Origin of the sequence: Methanoculleus taiwanensis (genome assembly GCF_004102725.1) — an archaeon.
Lineage (GTDB): Archaea > Halobacteriota > Methanomicrobia > Methanomicrobiales > Methanoculleaceae > Methanoculleus_A > Methanoculleus_A taiwanensis.
On the sequence record NZ_LHQS01000001.1, the window covers coordinates 918,269 to 939,805 of the forward strand.

Genomic DNA, 21,537 nt, shown 5'->3' on the forward strand with positions numbered 1-21,537 from the left:
AGTATATGTGTGGTGCGAGCATGAAACAAATGCCCAATGTTCTGTGGCTCGAAGAGATAAAGAAGGAAGATATCGTCTCTGTAGGGGGAAAAGGAGCCTCCCTGGGCGAAATGACCTCCATAGGTCTCCCGGTGCCGACGGCATTTGTGGTGACTGCCCAAGCATTCCGCAGGTTTCTGGTTGAGTCGGGAATCGAAGAAACGCTCTTCAGAAGGCTCGATCGCCTCGACGTCGACGACACGGATGCTCTTGAGGCCGTGGCGCGCGATGCCCAGGATCTCGTCCTGAACGTCGGTATTCCGGAGCAGATCCGGGATGATATCACCGGCGCGTACTCCCGGATGGGCGAGGGCGGCATGATCGTTGCCGTCCGGTCGAGCGCGACCGCCGAAGACCTGCCGGAAGCAAGCTTTGCCGGTCAACAGGAGACATTTCTGAATATCAAGGGAGACGCCGATCTCCTTGAGGCTGTCCAGAAGTGCTGGGCATCCCTCTATGGCGAGCGGGCGATCTACTATCGCTCAAAGCAGGGATTCGACGACCGGTCGGTCAATATCGCCGTTGTCGTCCAGCAGCTCATCCCGTCCGAAAAGGCCGGCGTCCTCTTCACGTCGCATCCCGTCACCGGCGAACCCTTAACGATCATCGAAGGGTCGTGGGGTCTCGGCGAGGCTGTGGTATCGGGCAGCGTCTCGCCCGATAAGTACGTCTTCGACCTCCGGACGGAGCGGGTCGTCGACCGCCTGATCGCGGAGAAAGAGATCGCCATCCTTGCTGACGGTGGAAAGGGGACGAAGATCGTCGACCTGACGCCGGAGCAGCGTGATGCAGCGGTACTCTCCGACGAAGAGGTGGCACGCCTCTCCATGCTCGGTAAGATCGCGGAAGACCACTACGGTATCCCGCAGGATATCGAGTGGGCGATCGTGGATAAGGAGTTCTTCATCCTGCAGTCCCGCCCGATAACGACTATCAAGCGCTCCGAGATAACGCTCCCGGGTAAAGTTGAGGGCGGCGAACTCGGAGCGGTTCTGCTCGAAGGGCAGGGTGCATCTCCTGGTGTCGGCAGCGGCAGAGTAGCCATCGTCCGTGACATGAAGGATGCGAGAGCGGTCAAAGAAGGCGATATCCTCGTCGCAAAAATGACCAACCCCGACATGGTTCCTGCAATGCGGCGGGTCCGCGCGATCATCACCGACGAGGGAGGCATGACCTGCCACGCGGCGATCGTCAGCAGGGAGCTTGGCACCCCGGCGGTCGTCGGGACGAAGAAGGCGACGAAGCTCCTCAAGGCCGGCCAGATGGTCACCGTCGACGGCGAGAAAGGCCTCATCTATGAGGGTGTTCTCGAGACGCCGAAGCAGGAGGTCGCCGCAGCGCCGGTTGTCGCCCAGGCTGCACCGGTCATCACCGGCACGCTCGTCAAGGTGAACGTATCCCTCCCCGAAGCGGCACAGCGTGCCGCCGCAACGGGTGCGGACGGCGTCGGGCTGCTTAGAATCGAGCACCTGATCCTCGGCCTCCAGAAGACGCCGGGCTGGTACATCAACGAGGGGAAAGAGGATGAGTTCATCCAGTCGCTCTACGACGGCATCAAGGTCGTTCTCGACGCTTTCCCCGGAAAACCTGTCTGGGTGCGGACGCTCGATGCCCCGACCGACGAGTTCCGGAACATGGAGGGCGGTGAGGAAGAGCCGGTCGAGCACAATCCGATGCTCGGGTGGCGCGGCATCAGGCGCGACCTCAACAGCCCCGACCAGTTCCGGATGCAGGTCGAGACCTTCAAGCGGCTCTGGTCTGCCGGGTACGACAACCTCGGCGTGATGTTCCCGCTGGTGAACCACCCCGACGAGTTCCTCCAGGCGAAGGCGATGATGAAGCGCTGGGGCGTCGATGTGGAGAACGTGACCCTCGGCATCATGGTCGAGATCCCGAGCAGTGCCATCCTGATCGAGGAGTTCATCGAGGCCGGGATTAAATTCGCCTCCTTTGGCACGAACGACCTCGTGCAGTACACCCTCGCCATCGACCGGAACAACGAGAACGTCGCCGATATGTACAAGCCGAAGCACCCTGCGGTGCTCCGCCTCATCGATATGGCGATCAAGGCGTGCCGTGCGCACGGCGTCGAGTGCTCCATCTGCGGTCAGGCAGGCTCCGACCCGTCGATGGCGACGTGGCTCGTCGAACACGGCATCTCGAGCGTCTCCGCGAACATCGACGCGGTGCCCCGGATACGCGAGGCCGTAGCCCGGAAAGAGAAACAGATGATACTTGACCTGGCGAGACGAAACAATGCGTGAACGCGGGTGCTCTGAGGAAGAACTCTTTTCCTTCCTCTCTTCGAAGAGGAGAGAGGATCTCGGGTATCACAATATCTTAAGTTCAATGTGCACCTCGCCCCACCCGGTGGCCGAACGGGTGCACGCGATGTTTCTCGAGACCAATCTTGGAGACCCCGGTCTCTTCCGGGGAACCGCGTCGCTTGAAGATCTGCTGGTCCGGCGGATCGGTGAACTGATGCACCACCCCGATGCGGGTGGGTATGCGACCTCGGGAGGAACCGAGTCGAATATCCAGGCGCTCAGAATCGCAAAGAAGCGAAAACCGGTGGCATCTCCGAACGTCGTGGTTCCGGCGTCCGCCCATTTCTCGTTCGAGAAGGCATGCGACATGCTCTCGCTCGAGATGCGGACAGCGCCGGTCGATGCCTGCTACCGGATGGAGGTCGATGCGCTGGACGGGATCGTCGATAAGAATACTGTCTGCATCGTCGGGATCGTCGGGACGACGGAGTACGGCATGATCGATCCGATAGCGCGCCTCTCCGAACTTGCAGAAGAGCGGGAGACCTTCCTCCACGTCGACGCAGCATTCGGTGGCATGGTGGTGCCGTTCCTCCAGAACCCCGCGCCGTTCGACTTTCAGCTTCCCGGCGTCGACAGCATCTCGGTCGATCCCCACAAGATGGGGATGAGCACGATCCCGGCAGGCTGCCTGCTTGTCCGGGATGCCCGGATGTTCACCTGCTTAAATGTTGACACCCCATATCTTACTGTCAAGCAGGAGTGCACGCTTGCCGGAACCAGATCCGGTGCCTCGGTCGCCGCAGCGCTCGCCGTCCTCGAATATCTTGGTAAGGACGGCATGCGTGCAATCGTTGCAGGCTGCATGGAGAATACCCGCCGGCTTATAGAAGGGATGGAGACGTTCGGCTGCCCGCGTGCGGTGACGCCCGACGTCAACGTCGCGACCTTCGTCTGCGACGCTTCGCCGGCCGGGTGGCGCGTCTCGAGAACCCGGAACGGGCATATGCGGATCGTCTGCATGCCGCACGTGCACCGCGATGTCATCGAGGCATTCCTGCGTGATATGGGTGAACTGAATGCTTGAAAGGCTCGTTGAATCACTGGAAGCCTCCCCGATGACGAAGCGGGGAGATTACAACTACTTTATCCACCCGATCACCGACGGTGTCCCGATCTGTGAACCGGCGCTCCTCCGGGAGGTCGGGTGCGCGATGGTGCGGATGCTCGATCTCGAAGGGGTCGATAAGATCGTGGTCGCCGAGGCGATGGGGATCCATATCGGGGTCACCCTCTCGCTGATGACCGATCTTCCCCTCGTTATCGTGAGAAAGCGCCCGTACGGGCTCCCGGGCGAGGTTGCGATCCACCAGACGACCGGCTACTCGAAAGGCGAGCTGTACCTCAACGGGGTCAGTGAGGGCGACCGCGTCGTGATCGTCGACGACGTCTGCAGCACGGGCGGCACCATGCGTGCCATCCTCAGCGCGCTTGATCAGATCGGTGCCGAGGTTGCGGATATCTGCGTTGTGATCACGCGGGGCGATGAGGATATCGGTCGGCCGTTCAAGACCCTGGTCAAAGTGGCTGTCTCCGAATCCGGAGTGCGTGTCGTTGATACCTACCGATGATCTCATCGTGCGGCTGCGCAGCCGCGGTCTCTCGCGGGTCGCTCTCCAGTTTCCGGCAGGGCTGAAGCGGGAGGCATGGCCGGTCGCCTCGGCGCTCCGCGAAGCGGGGTTCGAGGTTGTCATCAGCGGCGATCCCTGTTACGGCGCCTGCGATCTCGACCGCGACGCTCTCGCGCTCGCGGAGGTACTGGTGCACTTCGGGCACGCCCCCGTCGAGGAGAGGGAGAACGTGATCTACGAGACGGTTCGCTCCGTCATCGACGTCGGTGCCCTTGCGGCAGCCCTGCCGCTTCTCTCGGGACGATCACTCGGTCTCGTCACCACCGTCCAGCACGTCCACCAGATCGACGAGATGGCGGCGTTTCTCGAGGAGCAGGGGTTCAGAGTCAGCGTGGCGCCGGGTGACGGGAGAGCGCCCCTCTGCGGCCAGGTGCTCGGGTGCAACTTCCAGGCGGCGCGCTCGACGGGGGCGGAAGAGATCCTCTATGTCGGAACGGGTCTCTTCCACCCAATCGGTGTGCAGCTCGCGACGAAAGCCCGGGTGATCGCGCTCGATCCCTACACCGGGGCGGCAGAGGAGGTGGATGCCTCCCGTCTGATCCGCCGGCGGTTTGCCGTGATGGAGAAAGCCCGCGATGCCGAAAGCATCGGCATCATCGTCAGCACGAAGAGCGGGCAGCAGCGGCTCGACCTTGCCCGGAGACTCGTCCTGCTCTCCGAGCGTGCCGTTCTCGTCACGATGCGCGAAGTCTGCCCGGACGAACTCTTAAACCTCGGGTTTGACTGCTACGTCAACACCGCATGCCCACGGCTTGCCTACGACGATCAGGTGCGGTTCCCCGCGCCGGTGCTGAGCCCCGCGGAGTTTGAGATAATCTGCGGCATTCGGAGTTTTGACGACTACATCATCGACGAGTTCCTTTCTGCATGAACCTCCGCCAGCTTGAGATGAAACTCGCGCGCCTCGAGGGGTTTGCACGCCCGTCCGCAAGGCTCGAACAGTACCAGACGCCTTCCAGCGTCGCGGCGCGCCTCCTTTTTCACGCCTATATGCAGGGCGCTATCGAGGACAAGCGTATCTGCGACCTCGGGTGCGGCACCGGGATCCTTGCATGCGGCGCCGCGCTGCTCGGGGCCTCCTCGGTCGTCGGGATCGATATCGATCCGCTTGCCGTCGATCAGGCAGAGAAGAATGCTCGGGCGATCGGTGCGGAGATCGAGTTCGTCGTCGGCAACGTCGCGAGCCGGGATATCGACTGGACGGCGTTTACCGCCGATACCGTCGTCATGAATCCGCCGTTCGGGGCGCAGAAGGTGCACGCGGACAGGCCGTTCATCGACCGCAGCCTCGAGCTTGCCGGGGAGGTCTACGGGATATTCAACGCAGGTTCGCGCTCTTTTGTGGAGGCGTATACCGAAGGGCGCGCCGCGATCGACGAGGTGATCTCGTGCACCTTCCCGATACCCCGCACGTTTGCCCATCACCGGAAAGAGCGAGCAGATATCACCGTCGAGGTCATACACTTCCACCGTATCTGATACCGTGACATCAAAGGCGAAATCTGTCTGGGGGCTTTCTGCGGCTCATCTGGTGACCGATCTCTACTCCCCCGTTCTCCCGGCGATCATGCCGCTCCTCATAGCACAGGAGGGCTACACCTACCTCCTGGCAGGCCTGATCATAACGGTCTACAACCTCACCTCCTCGCTCGCCCAGCCTCTCGTCGGGTGGGCATACGATACGAAGGGGCTCTCCGTTCACGTCAGCATAAGTGTCCTCTTAAGTGCGGTCTTTATCTCCATCATCGGGCTCGTCACCGACTATACTCTCGTCCTCGTCTGCGCCGCAATTGCTGCGCTCGGGCATGCCTTCTTCCACCCGAGCGCTCTTGGAGCGGTCAGCAGGTTGACGCAGGATGCGAGCAGGGGCAGGATCACCTCGTACTTCGTCGTCGGGGGGAATCTCGGGTTCGCCATCGGGCCTATCTGCGCCGGAGCGGTCGTCGCGCTCCTGGGTCTGCCCGGGCTCGTGGTTCTCGTCATTCCCGGTCTCGTGATGGCCCTCGTCCTCCGTGCGATCCTCCCCGCTCCCCGGCCGCAGGCGCGGCACACCGTCTCAGCCGCGCCCCGCGGAGAGGCGGTCCCTCTCCGGCCGATCGCTATTCTGGTGATAGCATCCGCGCTCCGGGCATGGGCGATATTCGCCTCCGTTGCATACCTGCCGACGTTCCTCACCGTGCGCGGCATCGATCTCGTGACGGCGAACCTCCTGGTATCCGGGATGCTCGTCGCAGGAGTGATCGGCCAGGTCGTGGGAGGCACGCTCTCCGACCGCTACGGGCGCAAAGAGTACACGCTCCTCGGCCTCGTCGTTGCGATACCGCTCTTTTATCTCTTCCTCACGACCGGAGAGTGGATCTCGCTCGTCATCCTGATGATCTTCGGGTTCACGCTCTGGTCGACGTTTTCGGTGACCATTGCGATGGCGCACGAACTGATGCCGAGAAACGTCGGCGTGATCTCCGGCCTGATGCTCGGGCTTGCGGTCGGCGCCGGCGGGATGGGCGTTGCTGTGACGGGGTATATCGCCGATACCTTCTCGCTTGAGGCCGCGCTCATGACGATACCCCTGCCGGTCATCGCGGCGATTCTGCTCTTCTCCGTGGTTCCGTACCCCTGGAAGAGTCTTGCACGCTCCTTTCCCGTTCATCGGTAACCGGAGCGGCAGACGTATTCCTTAAGTACAGGAACGGCCGAAGAGGAGCACGATGGTTACCCGGTTCCAGCGGTATGGCCAGATCGCCGACGTCCTGATCAAGTACGGGTTCGGCATCCTCGTCGAGGAGGTCTTTCCCGGCTCGGAACGGCTCCGGGCGTTTAAACGGCGGGGGCAGAAGGAAGAACTTCCGGCATACGTGCGTGTCCGCCTTGCCATCGAAGAACTCGGGCCTACGTTCATCAAGTTCGGCCAGATCATGAGCACCCGGCGGGAACTGCTTCCGCCCGAACTGATCGTGGAACTGCAAAAACTGCAGGATCAGGTCGCTCCCCTGCCGTATGATGAGGTAAAACCGGTTATCGAGGATTACTGCCCCGTTTTCGGTGACTGTTTTGACCTCATCGAGGAGGAACCCTTCGCCGCCGCCTCGCTTTCACAGGTGCACCGCGCCGTGCTGAAAGACGGATCCGTTGTCGCACTCAAGGTGCAGCGCCCCGGGATCGTCGACCTCATCGAGACGGATCTCTTAATCCTCCAGTCACTCGCCGAACGGGTCGAGAGCATGTACCCCGATCTCCGGGTCTACAATCCCCGGGGTATGGTCGATGAGTTTGCCGTGCAGATCCGGCGGGAACTTGACTTCACCCAGGACGGGAAGAACGCAGAAAGGATCGGCCGCAATATGCGGGAGGTTCGCGGTGTTCGTGCTCCGAAGATTTACTGGCAGTATACCGGCACCCGCCTGCTCACCATGGAGTACGTGGAAGGTGTCCGGATCGATGACCTCCCGGCCCTCCGGGAGATGGGTCTGCTCCCGCGAGAGATTGCCGAGCGGGGCTTCTCCGCCTACATAAAGCAGATATTCATCGACGGCTTCTTCCACGGCGACCCGCACCCGGGTAACCTTCTGGTGACGGAGAAAGGGTTTATCGTTTTCCTTGATTTCGGGATCGTCGGCGTCCTGCGGCCCGAGAAGAAACGGCGCCTCATCAATCTCCTTCTTGCCATCGTCAACTCCGACGTCGATCGGACCATGGACGCGCTGCACGACCTCGGCATCACCATCAAACCTGAAGATGTCGACAGCGTCAAGGACGAACTCTACGTCGTGCTCATCGATTACCGGGACGCTCAGCTCGGGCAGTTCAATTTCGGGATGGCGTTGATCGGCCTGACCGACACCCTTCGCAGGTACCGGATCCGCGTTCCGCCGGCGTTCATGCTGATGACGAAGGTGATCATCATGGTGCTCGATGTCGGCACGGAGCTTGATCCGACGTTCAACTTCGATCGAAACATTCGGCCTCATCTCACTGCGATTGCAGCCCGGGAGAGGTTCTCGCCGGAGAAACTGCTCGATGTCGGGCATGTGATAAACGATGCCATCGATAGCCTTGTCCGGCTCCCCCGCTCCTTCGCCGAGACGTTGCAGAACGTCACCGAGGGCTCGATCACGCTCGAGATGGAGAAGAGCACCATCGACCGGGTAGAGCAGATGCTCGATCACGTGACCGACAAGATCCTGGTCGGTTTTATCGTCGCCGCTATCGTCGTTGGTTCGTCGCTCGTCCTCCAGGTCTCGGACGTCACCCTGCCGGACTACATAACGTGGATCGCCATTCTCGGGTATGCAGTCGCGGTGGTGGTCGGGTTCTACGCGATCTACCACGCTATCGTGTACGGGCGCGGAACCTGACCGCGCCCTGTCTGAAGAAGAAGGGAGAAGAGAGGGCTTCTCGATGGGCTACCGGGGCGGCCGTCACTCGGCCTTCTTCTTAAAGTAGAGGTTGCAGTGGCATCTGCCCGCCTCTTCGATCTCCTGGTCGTGGTAGATACAGGGGCAGATAATGATCTTGTCCTTCTCGGGCTCTCCGCTCCGGAGGCGGCAGGGACAGTACTGCTCGCCGAACCGTTCCTTGTTCCGTGCCAGCCCCCGAAGGACTGTGTTCAGCTGCTTCTCATTGGGATTGAGTACCCATCCCCGTTCCTTCGCGTATCGTTTCGCCCAGACCCGCATCTCTTCAATCGATTCTTCTTCTGTCATAGTCTGCTCCTTGTATCGGGTATTGAGATATTATTTCTGTTGTTCGACGTGTGCGATCATCGAGGTGAAGATCCTGATGCCGGCGTCGGATCCGAGCGCCGACTCCGATGCCCGCTCGGGGTGAGGCATCATGACCATCACGTTGCACATATCGCCGCCGAGAACCCCGGTGATATTCTCCGTCGAGCCGTTTGGGTTGCTCTCCGGCGTCACAGCGCCGTTCTCGTCGCAGAAACGGAACGCGATACGATCTTCCCGGTTCAGCCGGTCGACCACGTCGGGCGCGGCCACATACCGCCCTTCCTTGTGAGCGATGGGAACCCGGATGACATCGCCTTTCCGGTAGCCCGCAGTAAACGGCGAGGTGTCGTTCTCGACCCTGAGGTAGACGTGGCGCGAGATGAACTTCGGGTAGGCGTTGAGGGTGAATGTCCCCGGGATCAGTCCCGCTTCCGAACCGATCTGTGCCCCGTTGCAGATGCCGAGGATGAGCCGCCCCTCACGGGCATGCCGGAGAATGTCCTGCATGACCGGTGTTCGTGCGGCGATCGCTCCTGCCCGGAGATAATCTCCGTACGAGAACCCGCCGGGAAGAACGATTCCGTCATAGTTCCGCTGCAGTCCGTCCTTGTACCAGACGAGATCGGTATCGACGCCGCAGACCTCTTCGAGGACGTAGAGCGTATCCCGATCGCAGTTGCTCCCGCCGAACTGGACGACCGCAAACCTCATTCTGCGACCTCAACAGTGTAGTGGTGGATGACGGGGTTTGCGAGCAGGCGTTCGCACATCTTCTCCGCCTCCGCTGCTGCATCTTCGGCGCTCGGTGCGTCCAGCGTGAGCCGGAAGAGCCGTGCAGTCCGGAGCGCCTCGGTCTCGAAACCGAGATTGGCGAGGGCGTGCCGTATCGCACGCGCCTCGGGGTCGAGCATTCCTTCTTTCAGTGCAATGGTTATGGTTACATCATACTTCATGGCAGTCTTCCTCCGGTGATCAGGAGATAATACGCTTCGCCACCTTTGCGTATTCGGTCATAACGTCTCCTTTGTTGAACCGGTATACGTCTTTGTCCATCGACTGACGGGTTTCCTTGTCCCAGAGCCGCATTGAGTCCATGCTGATCTCGTCGCCGAGGTGGATGGTGCCGTCGCGGCGCCCGAACTCCATTTTGAAGTCGACAAGGATGATGCCGCGTGCGTCGAGGTGGTCTTTGAGCAGTTCGTTGATGGCCAGTGCGTTTGCCTTGATCTGGTCGAGTTCCTCGCGGGTCGTGAGCCGGAGTGCCAGGATCAGGTCGTCGTTGAGCATCGGGTCGTGCCGGGAGTCGTCTTTGTAGTCGATCACGATCACGGGCGGATCGAGGGGCGCTCCCTCGGTGAAGGGGTAGCGCCGCACGATGGAACCGGCCGCAACGTTCCGGACGATGACTTCGAGCGGGATCATCGTTAGATCCCTGACAGCCATCGTGATCGGATCGATCATGCCGAGGAAGTGGGTCTTTATCCCGCGCTCCTCGAGGTACCGGAAGAAGAATGCGGAGACTTCGGTGTTGTACCCGCCTTTTCCCCCGAGTACGTCTTTCTTCTCGCCGTCAAACGCCGTGATGTCGTCCCGGAACCGCATGATCAGGGTGCCCTGTTCATCCGACCGGTAGACGGATTTTGCCTTGCCCTGATACAGAAGGTCAAGTTGCTTCATAGCCGGATCTCTCCTCTCTCTATAGGCCTTCTTATAGAATGATATTATGGTTCGCCGCCACTTCCGACGGCATCAAGACGGGCACAAAGCTCGTCCACGAGCGGCTTGAGCGCCGGGGACACCCACCCTTTCTTGATGAACCGGGGGTAGATGCAGAGGCGCTCTTTCAGGACTGCGTCACCCGCGACCCGGCGGAGTTCGTCCATCTCCGGCCAGGGATGCTCCGGGTTGACGTAGTCGATGGTGAGGGGGGATACCCCGCCGAGGTCGTTCACGCCGCAGTCGATGAGGCGTGCGGCGTCGGCGAGGTTCGGGGGGATCTGCACCGCCACCTCCGGCGGGAGGATCTCCCGTGCAAGCGCGATGGTGGTGCAGAGTTCCTCGCTGCCCGGTACGCGGGCATGCTCCATCGGCGTCCCGACTTTCGGGCAGAAGTTCTGGACGATGACCTCCTGGATATGGTCGTAACGCCGGTGGAGGTCGCGGATCACCCGGAGCGACTCTTCACGGTCGTCTTCGGTCTCGCCGATCCCGATGAGGATGCCGGTGGTGAACGGTATCCGGAGTTTTCCTGCATTCTCCATCATCTCGATCCGCACCGCCGGTTCTTTTCCGGGCGATGCGGCATGCGCCGGAACGTCGGCCGTCGTCTCGAGCATCAGACCCATGCTGGCGTTGACCTCACGGAGCCGCTCGAGTTCCGCGTATGACAGGATCCCGGCGTTGGTATGCGGCAGCAGGCCTGCATCGATGCTCGCCCTGCAGAGGTCGTAGCAGTAGTCGAGGATATCGGCGTACCCGAGGAGCGCGAGCCGTTCGGAGAACCCCGGGACTTTTCCCGGGCGCTCCCCAAACGTGAAGAGCGCCTCCGTGCATCCGAGGGCGGCCCCCCGCTCCAGGGTGGCGAGGACGTCGGCAGGCGGCATGATGCATCCATCCCCGACCGGGGTCTGGAAGCAGCAGTAACTGCAACGGTTGAAGCAGACGCTCGTTAAGGGGAGGAACACGTTCTTTGAGAAGGTGATCTGCCGGCGGTGCATGGTAGTACTTCGGCACAGTTCCTCTTCAACTTTCGGACAGGCGGAACGACGCTCTTTGCCGCCTGTCCCCGCGTCCTTCGCAGATGCCGGTCGGCCTGGAAACAGGCGGATTCGTTTCTGCATCTCCGGTGCCGGAGCCATATGGAACGATGCCTTTTTGTCGGTAACCGGACAACCGGATTTCAATGTATTTTCATGCTCTCATCCCCTTCAAGCCGGTTAACCCAAAGACCCGGCTTTCCTGCGTTCTCAGTCAGGAGGAACGCGAGGCGTTTGCACGAGCGATGCTCGACGACGTCATCGCCGCCGTGCTGAAGTCCGGGTGCAGCGCGACGCTCCTCTGTACGAGTGCCTTCGAGCGTGGCGATGCTCTGGTCGCCGTTCGCAAAGAGCCGCTTAACGAGGCAATCAACTGGGCGCTCGCCCAGTTCCACTGCCCGGCACTCATCATCATGGCCGATCTCCCGCTCGTGCGGGCAGGCGACATCCAGCGCCTCGTCTCGACCGGGAAGGATATGGCCATCGTACCGGGGCGGGGCGGGGGCACGAATGCGATCTTCTTAAAGAAACCCCGCTGCTTCCGCGCCGACTTCTACGGGGCGAGTTTCCTCGATCATATGCGGATCGCTGAGGAATGCGGGTTTACCGTGGATGTCATCGACTCGTTCCGGATGTCGACGGATATGGATGAACAGGAGGATCTCGTTGAGATTCTCATCCACGGAAAAGGGAAGAGCAGGGAGTATCTAGAGGGGCTTGGTTTTTCCCTCTCGATCGAGAAGGGCAGGGTTAGCGTGAAGCGCAGTCCCCATGAAGAGGCACTCTGAAGCGTCGATTGTGGCTATCCCGGTGTAGTCGCCGATGGGGAGACCCGATCCGCGGACGACCGCGGCCGGGACGCACTCATCGGCTTCGCCCATGACGAGTTCCGCTGCGGAAGCAATGCAGTCGGCGACGGCACGCTTCGTGACGTGCAGTTCCCTGCCGAAGAGATCGGTTCTGCCGCACTCGTCGATAACCGCCAGAAGTCCCGAGCACCCGATGGCGACGCCGCTCGATCCGAGGCGCATGGCGTGTGTCCGGCTGTCGGCCACGATCACTCCCGTATCGGCGCCGCACCGTTTCCGGATCCCTTCGCGTATCCTCGCCGCGCTTTTGTCGGGGTCGGCGGGGAGGAGGACGACCGAGCCAGCGGGGGCGTTCGATGCGTCGATCCCAGCGTTCGGGAGAAGCGTTCCGTTCTTCAGGCAGAGCAGGAACCCGTCGATTCCTCCGACCACCTTCTCGCTCTCGGAGAGGACGATCTCTGCGAGGCGGGGGTCTATCCGGTGTTGCGCGCCGAGGGCGGTTGCGGCCGCCGACGGCTCAACTGAATCGAGAGCGACGATTCTTCCCTCTGCGGTGGCGACCGCCGACTCGGCGATGACGATGATGTCGCCGTCACGGAAAGCGCCGCACCCGGCATCAGCGGAGGCGTCGATCAGGTGATCGACCATATCGTCGCCGGCGTGTATGAGTTCGGTCTTGAGGCCGTAGACGCAGAATACATTTTCTTTCATTGTTCCACCATCTTTTGGTATACGGCGAGCAGATCCGCGGTCTCGGCGACATCGTGCGACCGGACGACCGCCGCTCCGCGCTCGACGAGCATCATGGTGAGTGCAAGGGTGCCGGCAAGACGCTCCTCAGGAGGTTTCCCGAGCAGATCGCCGAGGAGTGATTTTCGCGAGACCGCTGCAAGGAGCGGGCGATCGAATGCGGTGAAGGCATGGAAGTTCCTGCAGAGCTCCCAGTCCTCCTCGCTTCCCCGTTCCGGAATCCACCTCCCGACGCCGGGGTCGAGGATGAACTCCTCGATCTCATGCTCCTCGCAGCGGCCGACGACTGTCGCGAGCGCCTGCATGGTGGCATCGAATCCCACCGCATCGCCGGGCCTGGCGACGCTTGCCATGGCGAAGACGGGGAGGCCTGAATCGGTTGCAATTGTTGCATACTCCCTGTCGGCAAGCCCGTTAATATCATTGATCGCATGGATCTCGTGCTTTAAGCAGACGCGGAGCACCTCCGGGTGCATCGTGTCGACCGAGATGGTAAGCCCGGACCCGTCGAGCTCGCCGAGTGCCGAGTCGATCCGTTCCGCCTCCCCGGCTACGGTCAGGGGCGGTGCACCCGGGGCGGTGCTCCGGGCGCCGATATCGATAAAATCCGCTCCCCGGTCGTGCATCGCAAAAGCCCGGTCTCGGATGTCCGGAGTTGCGGTATACGATCCGGAAAAAAATGATTCGGGGCTGGCGTTGATCACGCCCATGAGGCGGACGGGGGCACTGCCGCCTATCGGGATCTGATTTACAGAACAGATATGCATGCCTTCCGCTCTGCAGCCTTGAAGGTCTGCTCCATGAGCGTCGCGATCGTCATCGGGCCGACCCCGCCCGGCACCGGCGTGATGGCACCTGCCCGTTCCCGCACGGCCTCGAAGTCCACGTCGCCGCAGAGTTTGCCGTTCTCGTTGTAGTTGATCCCGACGTCGATGACCGTCGCCCCTTCTTTCACCATATCGGCTCTGACGAACCCTGCCTTACCGACGGCACTGACGAGGATATCGGCGGAACGCATCTCGTCAGCAAGGTTCTGGGTTTTGCTGTGGCAGATGGTCACCGTGGCGTCGGCGTTGAGGAGAAGAGCTGCCATCGGGCGGCCGACGTCGATGCTCCGTCCGACGACGACGGCGCGTTTCCCGGCTATCTCGATCCCGTACTCGGCGAGGATGGTCATGATCCCCTTCGGGGTGCAGGGCGCATAGACGGGAGTTCCTGCAAGGAGGCGTCCGAGGTTATAGGGATGGAATCCGTCGACATCCTTCTCCGGCGAGACCGCCTCGATCACGCGGGTGGTGTCGATCTGCTTCGGGAGGGGGAGCTGCACCAGGATCCCGTTGATATCGGGGTCGTTGTTTAAGCGGGCGACCGTCTCAAGCAGGCGCTCGGTGGTTGTGTCTTCTGGGAGTTCGATGCCGATCGAACCGATCCCGACCCTTTCGCACGCCCGGTGCTTCATCCTGACATAGAGCTGCGATCCGGGGTCTTCTCCGACGATGATGGTTGCGAGCCGGGGGTAGAGCCCCGACTCTTCGATCCGCTCCTTGAGTATCTCGAGCCTCTTTTCAGAGACCTTCTTGCCGTCTAATATCATATCACTTCAGGATACAGGGGATACCTGCTTGCGAGGGCCGTGACCTCCGCCTTCACTTCGCTGATGGCCTTCTTTGAGGTCTTGTCCCGGGCGATGTCCTTGAGGACGCGGGCGATCCAGTATGCTATCTGCTTCATCTCCGCTTCTTTCATGCCGCGCGAGGTCACCGCGGGAGTGCCGATCCTGAGGCCGCTCGTGACGAAGGGACTGAGTTGTTCGCGGGGGATGGTATTCTTGTTGACGGTGATCCCCGCTTCGCCGAGGGCGTTCTCCGCCGCAAGCCCGGTCAGGTGGTCGCCGTTCGTGGAGAGCCCCGTCAGGTCGAGGAGAATTAAGTGGTTGTCGGTGCCGCCGGAGACGATATCGAGCCCTTCTTCGGCAAGGACGTCGGCTATCGCTTTCGCGTTCTTGATGACCTGCCCGCAGTACTCCTTGAAGGACGGGTGCATGGCCTCTTTGAAGCAGACTGCCTTCGCCGTGATGACATGCATCAGCGGTCCGCCCTGCATGCCGGGGAAGACCGACTTGTCGATGGCGGGAGCGTCCTCTTTCCTGCACATGATGGCACCGCCGCGGGGGCCGCGGAGGGTCTTGTGCGTCGTGGTCGTCACGAAGTCGACCACACCGACCGGCGAGTTGTGGTAGCCGGTTGCGCAGAGACCTGCGATGTGGGCGATGTCGGCCATACAGTATGCATCGACCGATTCGGCGATCTCCTGGAACGCTTTGAAGTCGATCTCACGCGGGTACGCGCTCGCACCGCAGACGATCATGGAGGGCTTGACGATCCGCGCCATCGCTTCGAGGTTCGCGTAGTCGAGCGTCTCGGTCTCGGGGTCGACACCGTACTGGAAGATCGAGTACCACTTGCCGCTGATATTGACCGGTGATCCGTGGGAGAGGTGGCCGCCCTGCGAGAGGTTCTGGCTCATTATCCTGTCCTTGTAGTTCAGGTATGCAAAGTAGACTGCCTGGTTTGCCTGGCTCCCGGAGTGGGGCTGCACATTGGCGTGTTCCGCTCCGAAGAGTTCGCACAGCCTGTCGCGCGCCAGATTTTCCACGACATCGTGATATTCGCAACCGCCGTAGTATCGCTTGCCGGGATACCCCTCCGCATATTTGTTGGTCATTATTGACCCCATTGCCTCGAGGACGTTCTTGCTCACGACGTTTTCGGAGGCAATAAGTTCCAATCCATTGAGCTGGCGCAGACGCTCGCACTCGATGAGATCTGCAACTTCTGGATCGAATTCAGCCAGACTAGACATGTAAAAAAAGGTAGCCTTGAAGAGGTAATAGTCTTTCTTCCCCGGATTCAAATGAAATATTAATACGTAATCACCATCAAGGTTAGTTTCGAGGGAAATAATGGCACAGAAAGATGCACGAATCCGGTTTCTCGAGCGGGAACTTGCTGAGCGGGAAGGGGAAATGGAAAAGTTAAAAGGGGTGGAAACGGTGGAATTTTCAGACAATGACGATGAGCGTCTGCGCGGCGTTGAGCGGAAGATCAAGGAGATTGAAGCACTGATGAAGGGTCTGACCGAAGAGATGCTCGATCTCAAATCGATCGTCATGAAGATGCAGCGCCAGACCGAGGAGCGCATGAAGATGCCCGTCGCTGCAGTGCCGGCGGCCGTCGAGCCGGAGCCCCGGAAAGCCGTCCGCCCTGCAGAACCGGAGCAGACGGTGCCGACGCAGAACGTCAGGCGTGTCAGCCGGACCGATCCGCTGGTCAGGCCGACGGCGGTGCCGCGGCAGAGTCTGGTGACACCCCAGGCACGCCCCGCTCCCCGCGCCGCTCCGGTGCCCGAACCGGAAGACACCACCGATATGGAACTTATCATGCAGAACGACGGAACGCTGAAACCGGAGAAGAGGACGGGTTCCGAGTATATCGTTGCGAGCAACAAATATCAGAATAAGGTTATGGGCGGCAAGAGGAAGGGCTCGTCTGACCGTATCGTCGTCGCGGAACCGGGGCAGAGGACGAAAGAAGTCGACAGCATTATTCATGCAGACGAAGACGATACTATCGAATTTGATTCGAACAAGTAAGTGGAGCCTGATCCTTGTATATAACGCAGCTTGAGATCGACAACTTCAAGTCTTTCGGGAGAAAGACGAAAATTCCATTTCTTGAAGGTTTTACTGTCGTATCAGGCCCGAACGGTTCAGGGAAGAGCAATATCATCGACAGTATCCTTTTTGTTCTCGCACTCTCCGGTGCCCGTGGCCTGCGAGCGGAGAAGCTGACCGATCTGATCAATGTCAATACCGGCAAGAACACCGCCGAGGTGACGATCACCTTCTCGGACGGCACCACGATACGCCGGAAGATCAAGCAGACGCCGACCGGCTACTATAGCTATAATTATCTCAATAACCGGCTCTGCAAGCAGGGCGATGTCATCGGGTTCCTGGCGAAGTTCGGTATCAAGCCGGAGGGCTACAATGTCGTGATGCAGGGCGATATCACCCGCATCATGGAGATGAGCAACACCGAACGGAGGAAGATCATCGATGAGATCGCCGGCGTCGCGGAGTTCGAGCATAAGCGCGAGCAGTCGTTCTCGGAGCTTGAGATTGTCCGGGAGCGGATCGAGCGAGAAGAGATCATTCTCCACGAACTCGCCGCGCGCCTCGACGAGTTGCAGCAGGAGCGCGAACAGGCGCTCGAATACCAGCGGTGGCAGGGCGAACTGGAACGGCTCGAACGGTGCCGCGGGGCCGCGCTTGTCCGGCGCAAGGAGCAGGAGGTTGCGACGCTGCAGGAGCTTGCGCAGGGGCAGAATGCTGCGCTCCTCCGTACCGGTGGCGAGATCGAGGAGCGGAAGGGTGAGCTTGGCGGGACGCGCAGCCAACTTTCCGAGCTCGATCTTGAGATCGGCAGAAAGAGCGGCACCGAGTATCTGCAGATCGTCGCCCGGCTTGAGGAGGCGCGAAGCGGGATCAAGCTTGCTGAAAAGACGATAGAACGCTTGAAGCGCGAGAAGGAGGAGAACCTTGAGGCGGGCAAGCGTATCTATATGGACAGCAGGCGGGCCGAGTCCCGGGTGAACGAGTGCGTCGAGCAGATCCGGAGCCTCAGTATCGACCGGGCGAATCTCGCGATGGAGCTCTCCGCCAGCAGAGAACGGATGAGCGAGGTCGAGGCGCGGATCGAGGTCGAAAGCCGGGAAGTCGAGGGGGTGAAGGATCAGCTCTTCGCCGGGATGGAAGCCCTCGAACGCGAAAAAGAGGTTCGGGCGAATCTGCTCCACGAGCAGGATATTATCATCGAGAAGAGCCGGATGCGCACATCCGAGCGGGAGCGTCTCGAAGGGCGCCTCCGGCAGATCGATGAGGAACTCGCAAGCAAGCATGCGCAGCTCGCGGAGTATTCGGGGGCAATCGCAGATGCCGAGGAGGAGAAGCGCCGGGTCGAACGGGAGCTCTCCGATGCCGAGAGTTCGCTCTTTGCGAAACGCTCGACGCTGGATCGCCTGAAGAAAGAGATCCGGGCGCATGAGCAGGAGATCATCCGTTTCGAGGCGCAGCAGCAGGCAGGCGGGGATGCGGGCGGACGGGTGATGGAGGAGATCCTCGGTATGGAGGGTGTCTACGGAACCGTCGCCCAGCTCGGCCGCGCGCCGCCCGAGTACGCCACGGCGCTCGACGTCGCGGCAAGCGGGCGTCTTCGGCACGTCATCGTCGAAGACGACGGCGTCGCGTCCGGGGCGATCCGGTTCTTAAAGGAGAACCGTCTCGGCCGGGTCACGTTCCTGCCGCTCAATAAACTCAGGCCGCCGATCATCTCCCCGCTCGACGCCGATCCCGGCGTGATCGGGTATGCGGTCGACCTTCTCGAGTATGATCCTGAGTTCGAGCGGGCTTTCCGGGTAGTCTTCGGCACGACGGTCGTGGTGGATACCCTTGAGCGTGCCCGGAGGATGATGGGCAAGTACAAGATGGTGACGCTCGAGGGCGAGGTTCTTGAGCGGGCCGGTGCGATGACCGGAGGCGCCAACCAGAAGAAAGTGAAAGGTTTCGGCGTCGCGGTCGAGGACGAGATCGCCCGCCTGCGAGCCCTCCTTGGAGAGCTCGAGGCCGAGGCGGCGGAGGTCGATGCTGCGATCCGGCGTTCTTCCTCGTTCTCGGAAGAACTCCGGAGCAGGAGGACGAACCTCGACGAGCAGCTCTCCCGCTACCGGATGCTGGCGGAGGAGTACCAGAAGCGCGTCGAGGTTCTCGGAAGTGAGAAGCAGGAGCTCGAGTCTGCGCTTGCCGAGATGCGCGATGGTACGAGGACCGGCGGGGCGGAGCTTGCACGGATTGAGAGCGAGCTCGCCGCCGCCAATACCGGGATCACCCGGCTTGGCGGGGAGATTGAAGCTCTCAAGGCGAAACTCGACGATACCGGGATTCCCGCGTTGACCGGGGACTACGAACGGTATCGCAGAGAGGTCGACGAGACTGAGAAGAGGCTCCGGAACAAGGATGCCGATATTGCGGACGCCAAGCGCGAGCGGCAGCATTTCGCAAACCGCCTTGAAGAGCTTGCGGCCGATCGCGAACGGATCGCGGCAAAGAACCGGGAGATCGATACCGAGATAACGGCGTCCGGCACCGAGATCGACGGGCATCGCCGGTCTATTGAGAGTCTCGAAGCACGGCAGCAGGAGTTCTCGCAGGAGCTTGCTGATCTCCGCAGGGAGCGCGATCAGATCGTCGCCCGCATCCAGGAACTTGAGAGGGGCATCGTCGAGCTTGAAGGCGCCGCCGAGCGGACCCGGATGCAGATCCAGGCTTTCGCCGAGCGGGAACGCTCGCTGCTGCAGGAACTTGCAGAGCTCCGTGAGCAGGCGGGGGACGTCGAGTCCGAGCTCGATCTCGCCGAGATCGATGCAGGTATCGATGCCGCCGAACGCGCGCTCAAGAAGATCGGCGCGGTCAATATGCTGGCGATCGAGGAGTGCGAGCGGGTTTCGAAGCGCGCCCTTGAGCGGACGGAGAAGAAAGAGGTTCTCTCGAGGGAACGGACGCTGCTCCTTGAGCGGATCGAGAAGTTCGAGAAGATGAAGTTCGATGCGTTCATGACCGCCTTTTCGGCGATAGATACGAACTTCCGGGAGATCTTTGCGCGCCTGACGGACGGAACCGGACGGCTGGTCCTCGAGAACGAAGAGAACCCCTTCTCAGGAGGCATGACGTTCGCCGTCCAGCCGCGGGATAAGAAGGTTCACCTCCTCTCGTCGCTCTCGGGAGGGGAGAAGTCTCTCACGACCCTTGCATTCATCTTCTCGATCCAGAAGTACATGCCTGCTCCGTTCTACGCCCTCGACGAGGTCGATATGTTCCTTGACGGGAATAATGTGGAGCGCATCGCCTCTATGATCAACGAACTCTCGTCACGGGCACAGTCGGTGATTGTCTCGCTGCGTAAGCCCATGATAGAGCGTGCCGATCGTATCGTCGGCGTGACTATCCGGCCCGATAAGAGCACGTACGTGACCGGTGTGAAGAACAATGGATGAAGAGCCGGTCGAGATCCTTGCCGGTATGGCCGAACGGGGTGAGGTCGATCCGTGGAATATCGATATCGTCGATGTGACCGATCGGTTCCTTGCAGAGATGGAACGGCGCAAGGAGCTTGACCTCCGGATATCCGGGAGAACGCTCTTTTACGCCGCAACGCTCCTTCGGATGAAGTCGGAGTATCTGGATGAAGCAGACGACGATGGGGAGGAGGGCGAGCTCCTGCCAGAAGACGATCTGCTCATTGATCTCGACTTTGACTTCGACCCGGAGCAGCGCGGGGAGCCGATGGACCGGCTTGAGCGGGAGATCCAGCGCCGGATCGGGCGCAAGAGTGTTCGGAAGCGCCCCCCGGTGACGCTGTACGAGCTCTTGAAGCAGCTCAAGACTGCCGAGCGGGAACAGCGCCGCAGGCAGCGGAGAAGAACTCCGGCTGTCAGGGAGGCCGAGTTTGAGCCTGGAGCGGATGAGGTCGTCTCGCTCGCCCATGACGAAGGGTACCAGATGGCGGTCTCGACGGTGCTTGAAGGGTACCTCCGCACTGCCCGTGGGGGTGCGCCCCAGACGCTCGGGAGGCTCTCGTCGCAGATGGGGTGGACGATGCGCGATGTGTATATTCCGCTGCTCTTCCTGATGCTCGAAGGAAAGGTTGCTCTCTGGCAGGACGAGTTCTTCGGGGAGATCTTCGTCGGCGAGGAAGGGCCGCCCGGGGAGGAGGGATGATCCGCGGGAGAGTCCCGCACTGCCGGTCGGTGGTGATGCCCGGTATGCGCGGGCAGTGTCCGCCAGCAATTTTCTTTTGCAAAGTCCTTCTTCTCAGCTGATTTGAGTGATTTTTCGCAGATTCTTCTATCGGGGCTGCGCGCGTGGCCTGTTTCCTTCCTCAATGGTAATCGCATCTATGGTTCTCCTGGCAATTCCTCTTCATCCCGGCGTTTTTTCCGGGGTGTCCTCCACTTCCGGGGTGGTGGTCGGTGGTTCGCAGCCGGATATCCTCGCGACAGTTGGTTCAGGCGAATTAATTGGGTTTTATCTCAATAACTGTCTGTATTTCCTGTTTTTTGTCTCAGTCGGGCTGGTCAAAGGGTGGATAATGTTTATATGGGTCTACCTCTAACATATGGAGGCTGCGTTGGTATGGCGCCCGGTCGTGCAGCCCTTCGGGGTGGTCTGTCCGGTGTGCTGCCAGGTGCGCAACTATGAGGGTGCGAGCCCGGTGTGCTCGGATCTGATGCGGGAACAAGGTTTATATGCTGGAAAAGCCAACATAGTTTCCTGCACAAGTTCTCGTTGTGCCGACGAATCTCCATGATTCGTGCAGCACGGCGGGAATGCAGTCAGGGGCGGTTGGTTTCGTTGCCGCATGCGGGGGTGCGCAGGACGCAACCCT

20 protein-coding genes are annotated in these 21,537 nt (G+C 60.9%); 11 read left to right on the forward strand and 9 right to left on the reverse strand.

Annotated features, from left to right (window positions below):
• Nucleotides 1–20 precede the first annotated feature (20 nt).
• Genes ppsA through ABH15_RS04710 form a run of 7 tightly spaced genes read left to right on the forward strand, consistent with a single transcriptional unit; the run spans nucleotide 21 to nucleotide 8,352 of the window.
• A complete protein-coding gene (gene ppsA / locus ABH15_RS04680; protein WP_128693177.1) occupies nucleotides 21–2,303 on the forward strand; it encodes a phosphoenolpyruvate synthase in 2,283 nt (760 codons plus the stop codon).
• Nucleotides 2,296–3,393 (forward strand): tyrosine decarboxylase MfnA, encoded by a 1,098-nt coding sequence (mfnA, locus tag ABH15_RS04685; RefSeq protein ID WP_128693178.1) that lies wholly within the window; start codon nucleotides 2,296–2,298, stop codon nucleotides 3,391–3,393. Before ppsA ends, mfnA begins: the two co-directional genes overlap by 8 nt.
• Nucleotides 3,386–3,937, forward strand: a complete 552-nt coding sequence (hpt, locus tag ABH15_RS04690) for a hypoxanthine/guanine phosphoribosyltransferase (protein ID WP_128693179.1) — start codon at nucleotides 3,386–3,388, stop codon at nucleotides 3,935–3,937. Before mfnA ends, hpt begins: the two co-directional genes overlap by 8 nt.
• Nucleotides 3,915–4,868, forward strand: a complete 954-nt coding sequence (dph2, locus tag ABH15_RS04695) for a diphthamide biosynthesis enzyme Dph2 (protein WP_241648008.1) — start codon at nucleotides 3,915–3,917, stop codon at nucleotides 4,866–4,868. The genes hpt and dph2 overlap by 23 nt, the downstream gene beginning before the upstream one ends.
• A 17-nt stretch (nucleotides 4,869–4,885) precedes the next feature.
• Nucleotides 4,886–5,476, forward strand: coding sequence for an METTL5 family protein (locus ABH15_RS04700; RefSeq protein ID WP_338323518.1), 591 nt, complete (start codon nucleotides 4,886–4,888; stop codon nucleotides 5,474–5,476).
• Nucleotides 5,477–5,528: 52 nt separating this feature from the next.
• Entirely contained in the window at nucleotides 5,529–6,653 is a 1,125-nt protein-coding gene (locus ABH15_RS04705) for an MFS transporter (RefSeq protein ID WP_277749820.1), read from the forward strand.
• A gap of 52 nt (nucleotides 6,654–6,705) precedes the next feature.
• Nucleotides 6,706–8,352 (forward strand): ABC1 kinase family protein, encoded by a 1,647-nt coding sequence (locus tag ABH15_RS04710; protein ID WP_128693182.1) that lies wholly within the window; start codon nucleotides 6,706–6,708, stop codon nucleotides 8,350–8,352.
• A 63-nt stretch (nucleotides 8,353–8,415) separates the two neighbouring features.
• Here the strand turns inward: ABH15_RS04710 and ABH15_RS04715 are convergent, their stop codons facing one another.
• From ABH15_RS04715 to cofG, 5 genes are read right to left on the reverse strand one after another with little or no spacing between them, the layout of a single operon-like run.
• On the reverse strand, nucleotides 8,416–8,700 hold the full coding sequence (locus tag ABH15_RS04715) for a ferredoxin-thioredoxin reductase catalytic domain-containing protein (RefSeq protein WP_128693183.1): 285 nt from the start codon (nucleotides 8,698–8,700) through the stop codon (nucleotides 8,416–8,418).
• Nucleotides 8,701–8,730: 30 nt separating this feature from the next.
• A complete protein-coding gene (gene purQ, locus ABH15_RS04720; RefSeq protein WP_128693184.1) occupies nucleotides 8,731–9,432 on the reverse strand; it encodes a phosphoribosylformylglycinamidine synthase I in 702 nt (233 codons plus the stop codon).
• Nucleotides 9,429–9,674, reverse strand: coding sequence for a phosphoribosylformylglycinamidine synthase subunit PurS (gene purS, locus ABH15_RS04725; protein WP_128693185.1), 246 nt, complete (start codon nucleotides 9,672–9,674; stop codon nucleotides 9,429–9,431). Before purS ends, purQ begins: the two co-directional genes overlap by 4 nt.
• Nucleotides 9,675–9,693: 19 nt before the next feature.
• On the reverse strand, nucleotides 9,694–10,398 hold the full coding sequence (gene purC, locus ABH15_RS04730; RefSeq protein ID WP_128693186.1) for a phosphoribosylaminoimidazolesuccinocarboxamide synthase: 705 nt from the start codon (nucleotides 10,396–10,398) through the stop codon (nucleotides 9,694–9,696).
• Nucleotides 10,399–10,442: 44 nt separating this feature from the next.
• The gene (cofG, locus tag ABH15_RS04735) at nucleotides 10,443–11,438 is read right to left on the reverse strand and encodes a 7,8-didemethyl-8-hydroxy-5-deazariboflavin synthase CofG (protein ID WP_128693187.1); all 996 of its coding nucleotides are present in this window, start codon (nucleotides 11,436–11,438) and stop codon (nucleotides 10,443–10,445) included.
• A 185-nt stretch (nucleotides 11,439–11,623) separates the two neighbouring features.
• On the opposite strand from cofG, the gene cofC reads away from it, so the two are divergent.
• Nucleotides 11,624–12,265 (forward strand): 2-phospho-L-lactate guanylyltransferase, encoded by a 642-nt coding sequence (gene cofC / locus ABH15_RS04740; RefSeq protein ID WP_128693188.1) that lies wholly within the window; start codon nucleotides 11,624–11,626, stop codon nucleotides 12,263–12,265.
• On the opposite strand, the gene cofE is transcribed toward cofC, so the two are convergent.
• From cofE to glyA, 4 genes are read right to left on the reverse strand one after another with little or no spacing between them, the layout of a single operon-like run.
• Nucleotides 12,185–12,997: a coenzyme F420-0:L-glutamate ligase gene (cofE, locus tag ABH15_RS04745; protein ID WP_128693189.1), complete on the reverse strand. Its 813-nt coding sequence runs from the start codon at nucleotides 12,995–12,997 to the stop codon at nucleotides 12,185–12,187. The two genes, cofC and cofE, sit on opposite strands and share 81 nt — an antisense overlap.
• Nucleotides 12,994–13,803 carry a dihydropteroate synthase gene (gene folP / locus ABH15_RS04750; RefSeq protein ID WP_128693190.1) on the reverse strand — a complete coding sequence of 270 codons (810 nt, stop codon included), beginning with the start codon at nucleotides 13,801–13,803 and terminating at the stop codon, nucleotides 12,994–12,996. The genes cofE and folP overlap by 4 nt, the downstream gene beginning before the upstream one ends.
• The gene (gene folD, locus ABH15_RS04755; RefSeq protein ID WP_128693191.1) at nucleotides 13,785–14,630 is read right to left on the reverse strand and encodes a bifunctional methylenetetrahydrofolate dehydrogenase/methenyltetrahydrofolate cyclohydrolase FolD; all 846 of its coding nucleotides are present in this window, start codon (nucleotides 14,628–14,630) and stop codon (nucleotides 13,785–13,787) included. The genes folP and folD overlap by 19 nt, the downstream gene beginning before the upstream one ends.
• Nucleotides 14,627–15,898 (reverse strand): serine hydroxymethyltransferase, encoded by a 1,272-nt coding sequence (gene glyA, locus ABH15_RS04760; protein WP_128693192.1) that lies wholly within the window; start codon nucleotides 15,896–15,898, stop codon nucleotides 14,627–14,629. Before glyA ends, folD begins: the two co-directional genes overlap by 4 nt.
• Nucleotides 15,899–15,998: 100 nt before the next feature.
• Here glyA and ABH15_RS04765 point away from each other — a divergent pair, with 100 nt between their 5' ends.
• The 3 genes from ABH15_RS04765 to ABH15_RS04775 are packed head-to-tail and all read left to right on the forward strand — an operon-like array spanning nucleotide 15,999 to nucleotide 20,870.
• Entirely contained in the window at nucleotides 15,999–16,688 is a 690-nt protein-coding gene (locus ABH15_RS04765) for a hypothetical protein (protein ID WP_128693193.1), read from the forward strand.
• Between the two features lie 14 nt (nucleotides 16,689–16,702).
• Nucleotides 16,703–20,146: a chromosome segregation protein SMC gene (gene smc, locus ABH15_RS04770; protein ID WP_128693194.1), complete on the forward strand. Its 3,444-nt coding sequence runs from the start codon at nucleotides 16,703–16,705 to the stop codon at nucleotides 20,144–20,146.
• Entirely contained in the window at nucleotides 20,139–20,870 is a 732-nt protein-coding gene (locus ABH15_RS04775; RefSeq protein WP_128693195.1) for a segregation/condensation protein A, read from the forward strand. Before smc ends, ABH15_RS04775 begins: the two co-directional genes overlap by 8 nt.
• Nucleotides 20,871–21,537: the final 667 nt, after the last annotated feature.

Bases quoted from the DNA above. Each gene is read 5' to 3' on its own strand.
- ABH15_RS04765 (WP_128693193.1), top strand. From the start codon at position 15,999: ATGGCACAGAAAGATGCACGAATCCGGTTTCTCGAGCGGGAACTTGCT.
- hpt (WP_128693179.1), top strand. From the start codon at position 3,386: ATGCTTGAAAGGCTCGTTGAATCACTGGAAGCCTCCCCGATGACGAAG.
- folP (WP_128693190.1), bottom strand. From the start codon at position 13,803: ATGCATATCTGTTCTGTAAATCAGATCCCGATAGGCGGCAGTGCCCCC.
- purS (WP_128693185.1), bottom strand. From the start codon at position 9,674: ATGAAGTATGATGTAACCATAACCATTGCACTGAAAGAAGGAATGCTC.
- purC (WP_128693186.1), bottom strand. From the start codon at position 10,398: ATGAAGCAACTTGACCTTCTGTATCAGGGCAAGGCAAAATCCGTCTAC.
- ABH15_RS04775 (WP_128693195.1), top strand. From the start codon at position 20,139: ATGGATGAAGAGCCGGTCGAGATCCTTGCCGGTATGGCCGAACGGGGT.
- ABH15_RS04710 (WP_128693182.1), top strand. From the start codon at position 6,706: ATGGTTACCCGGTTCCAGCGGTATGGCCAGATCGCCGACGTCCTGATC.
- ppsA (WP_128693177.1), top strand. From the start codon at position 21: ATGAAACAAATGCCCAATGTTCTGTGGCTCGAAGAGATAAAGAAGGAA.
- purQ (WP_128693184.1), bottom strand. From the start codon at position 9,432: ATGAGGTTTGCGGTCGTCCAGTTCGGCGGGAGCAACTGCGATCGGGAT.
- ABH15_RS04715 (WP_128693183.1), bottom strand. From the start codon at position 8,700: ATGACAGAAGAAGAATCGATTGAAGAGATGCGGGTCTGGGCGAAACGA.
- glyA (WP_128693192.1), bottom strand. From the start codon at position 15,898: ATGTCTAGTCTGGCTGAATTCGATCCAGAAGTTGCAGATCTCATCGAG.
- mfnA (WP_128693178.1), top strand. From the start codon at position 2,296: ATGCGTGAACGCGGGTGCTCTGAGGAAGAACTCTTTTCCTTCCTCTCT.
- ABH15_RS04700 (WP_338323518.1), top strand. From the start codon at position 4,886: ATGAAACTCGCGCGCCTCGAGGGGTTTGCACGCCCGTCCGCAAGGCTC.
- cofC (WP_128693188.1), top strand. From the start codon at position 11,624: ATGTATTTTCATGCTCTCATCCCCTTCAAGCCGGTTAACCCAAAGACC.
- folD (WP_128693191.1), bottom strand. From the start codon at position 14,630: ATGATATTAGACGGCAAGAAGGTCTCTGAAAAGAGGCTCGAGATACTC.
- cofG (WP_128693187.1), bottom strand. From the start codon at position 11,438: ATGCACCGCCGGCAGATCACCTTCTCAAAGAACGTGTTCCTCCCCTTA.
- cofE (WP_128693189.1), bottom strand. From the start codon at position 12,997: ATGAAAGAAAATGTATTCTGCGTCTACGGCCTCAAGACCGAACTCATA.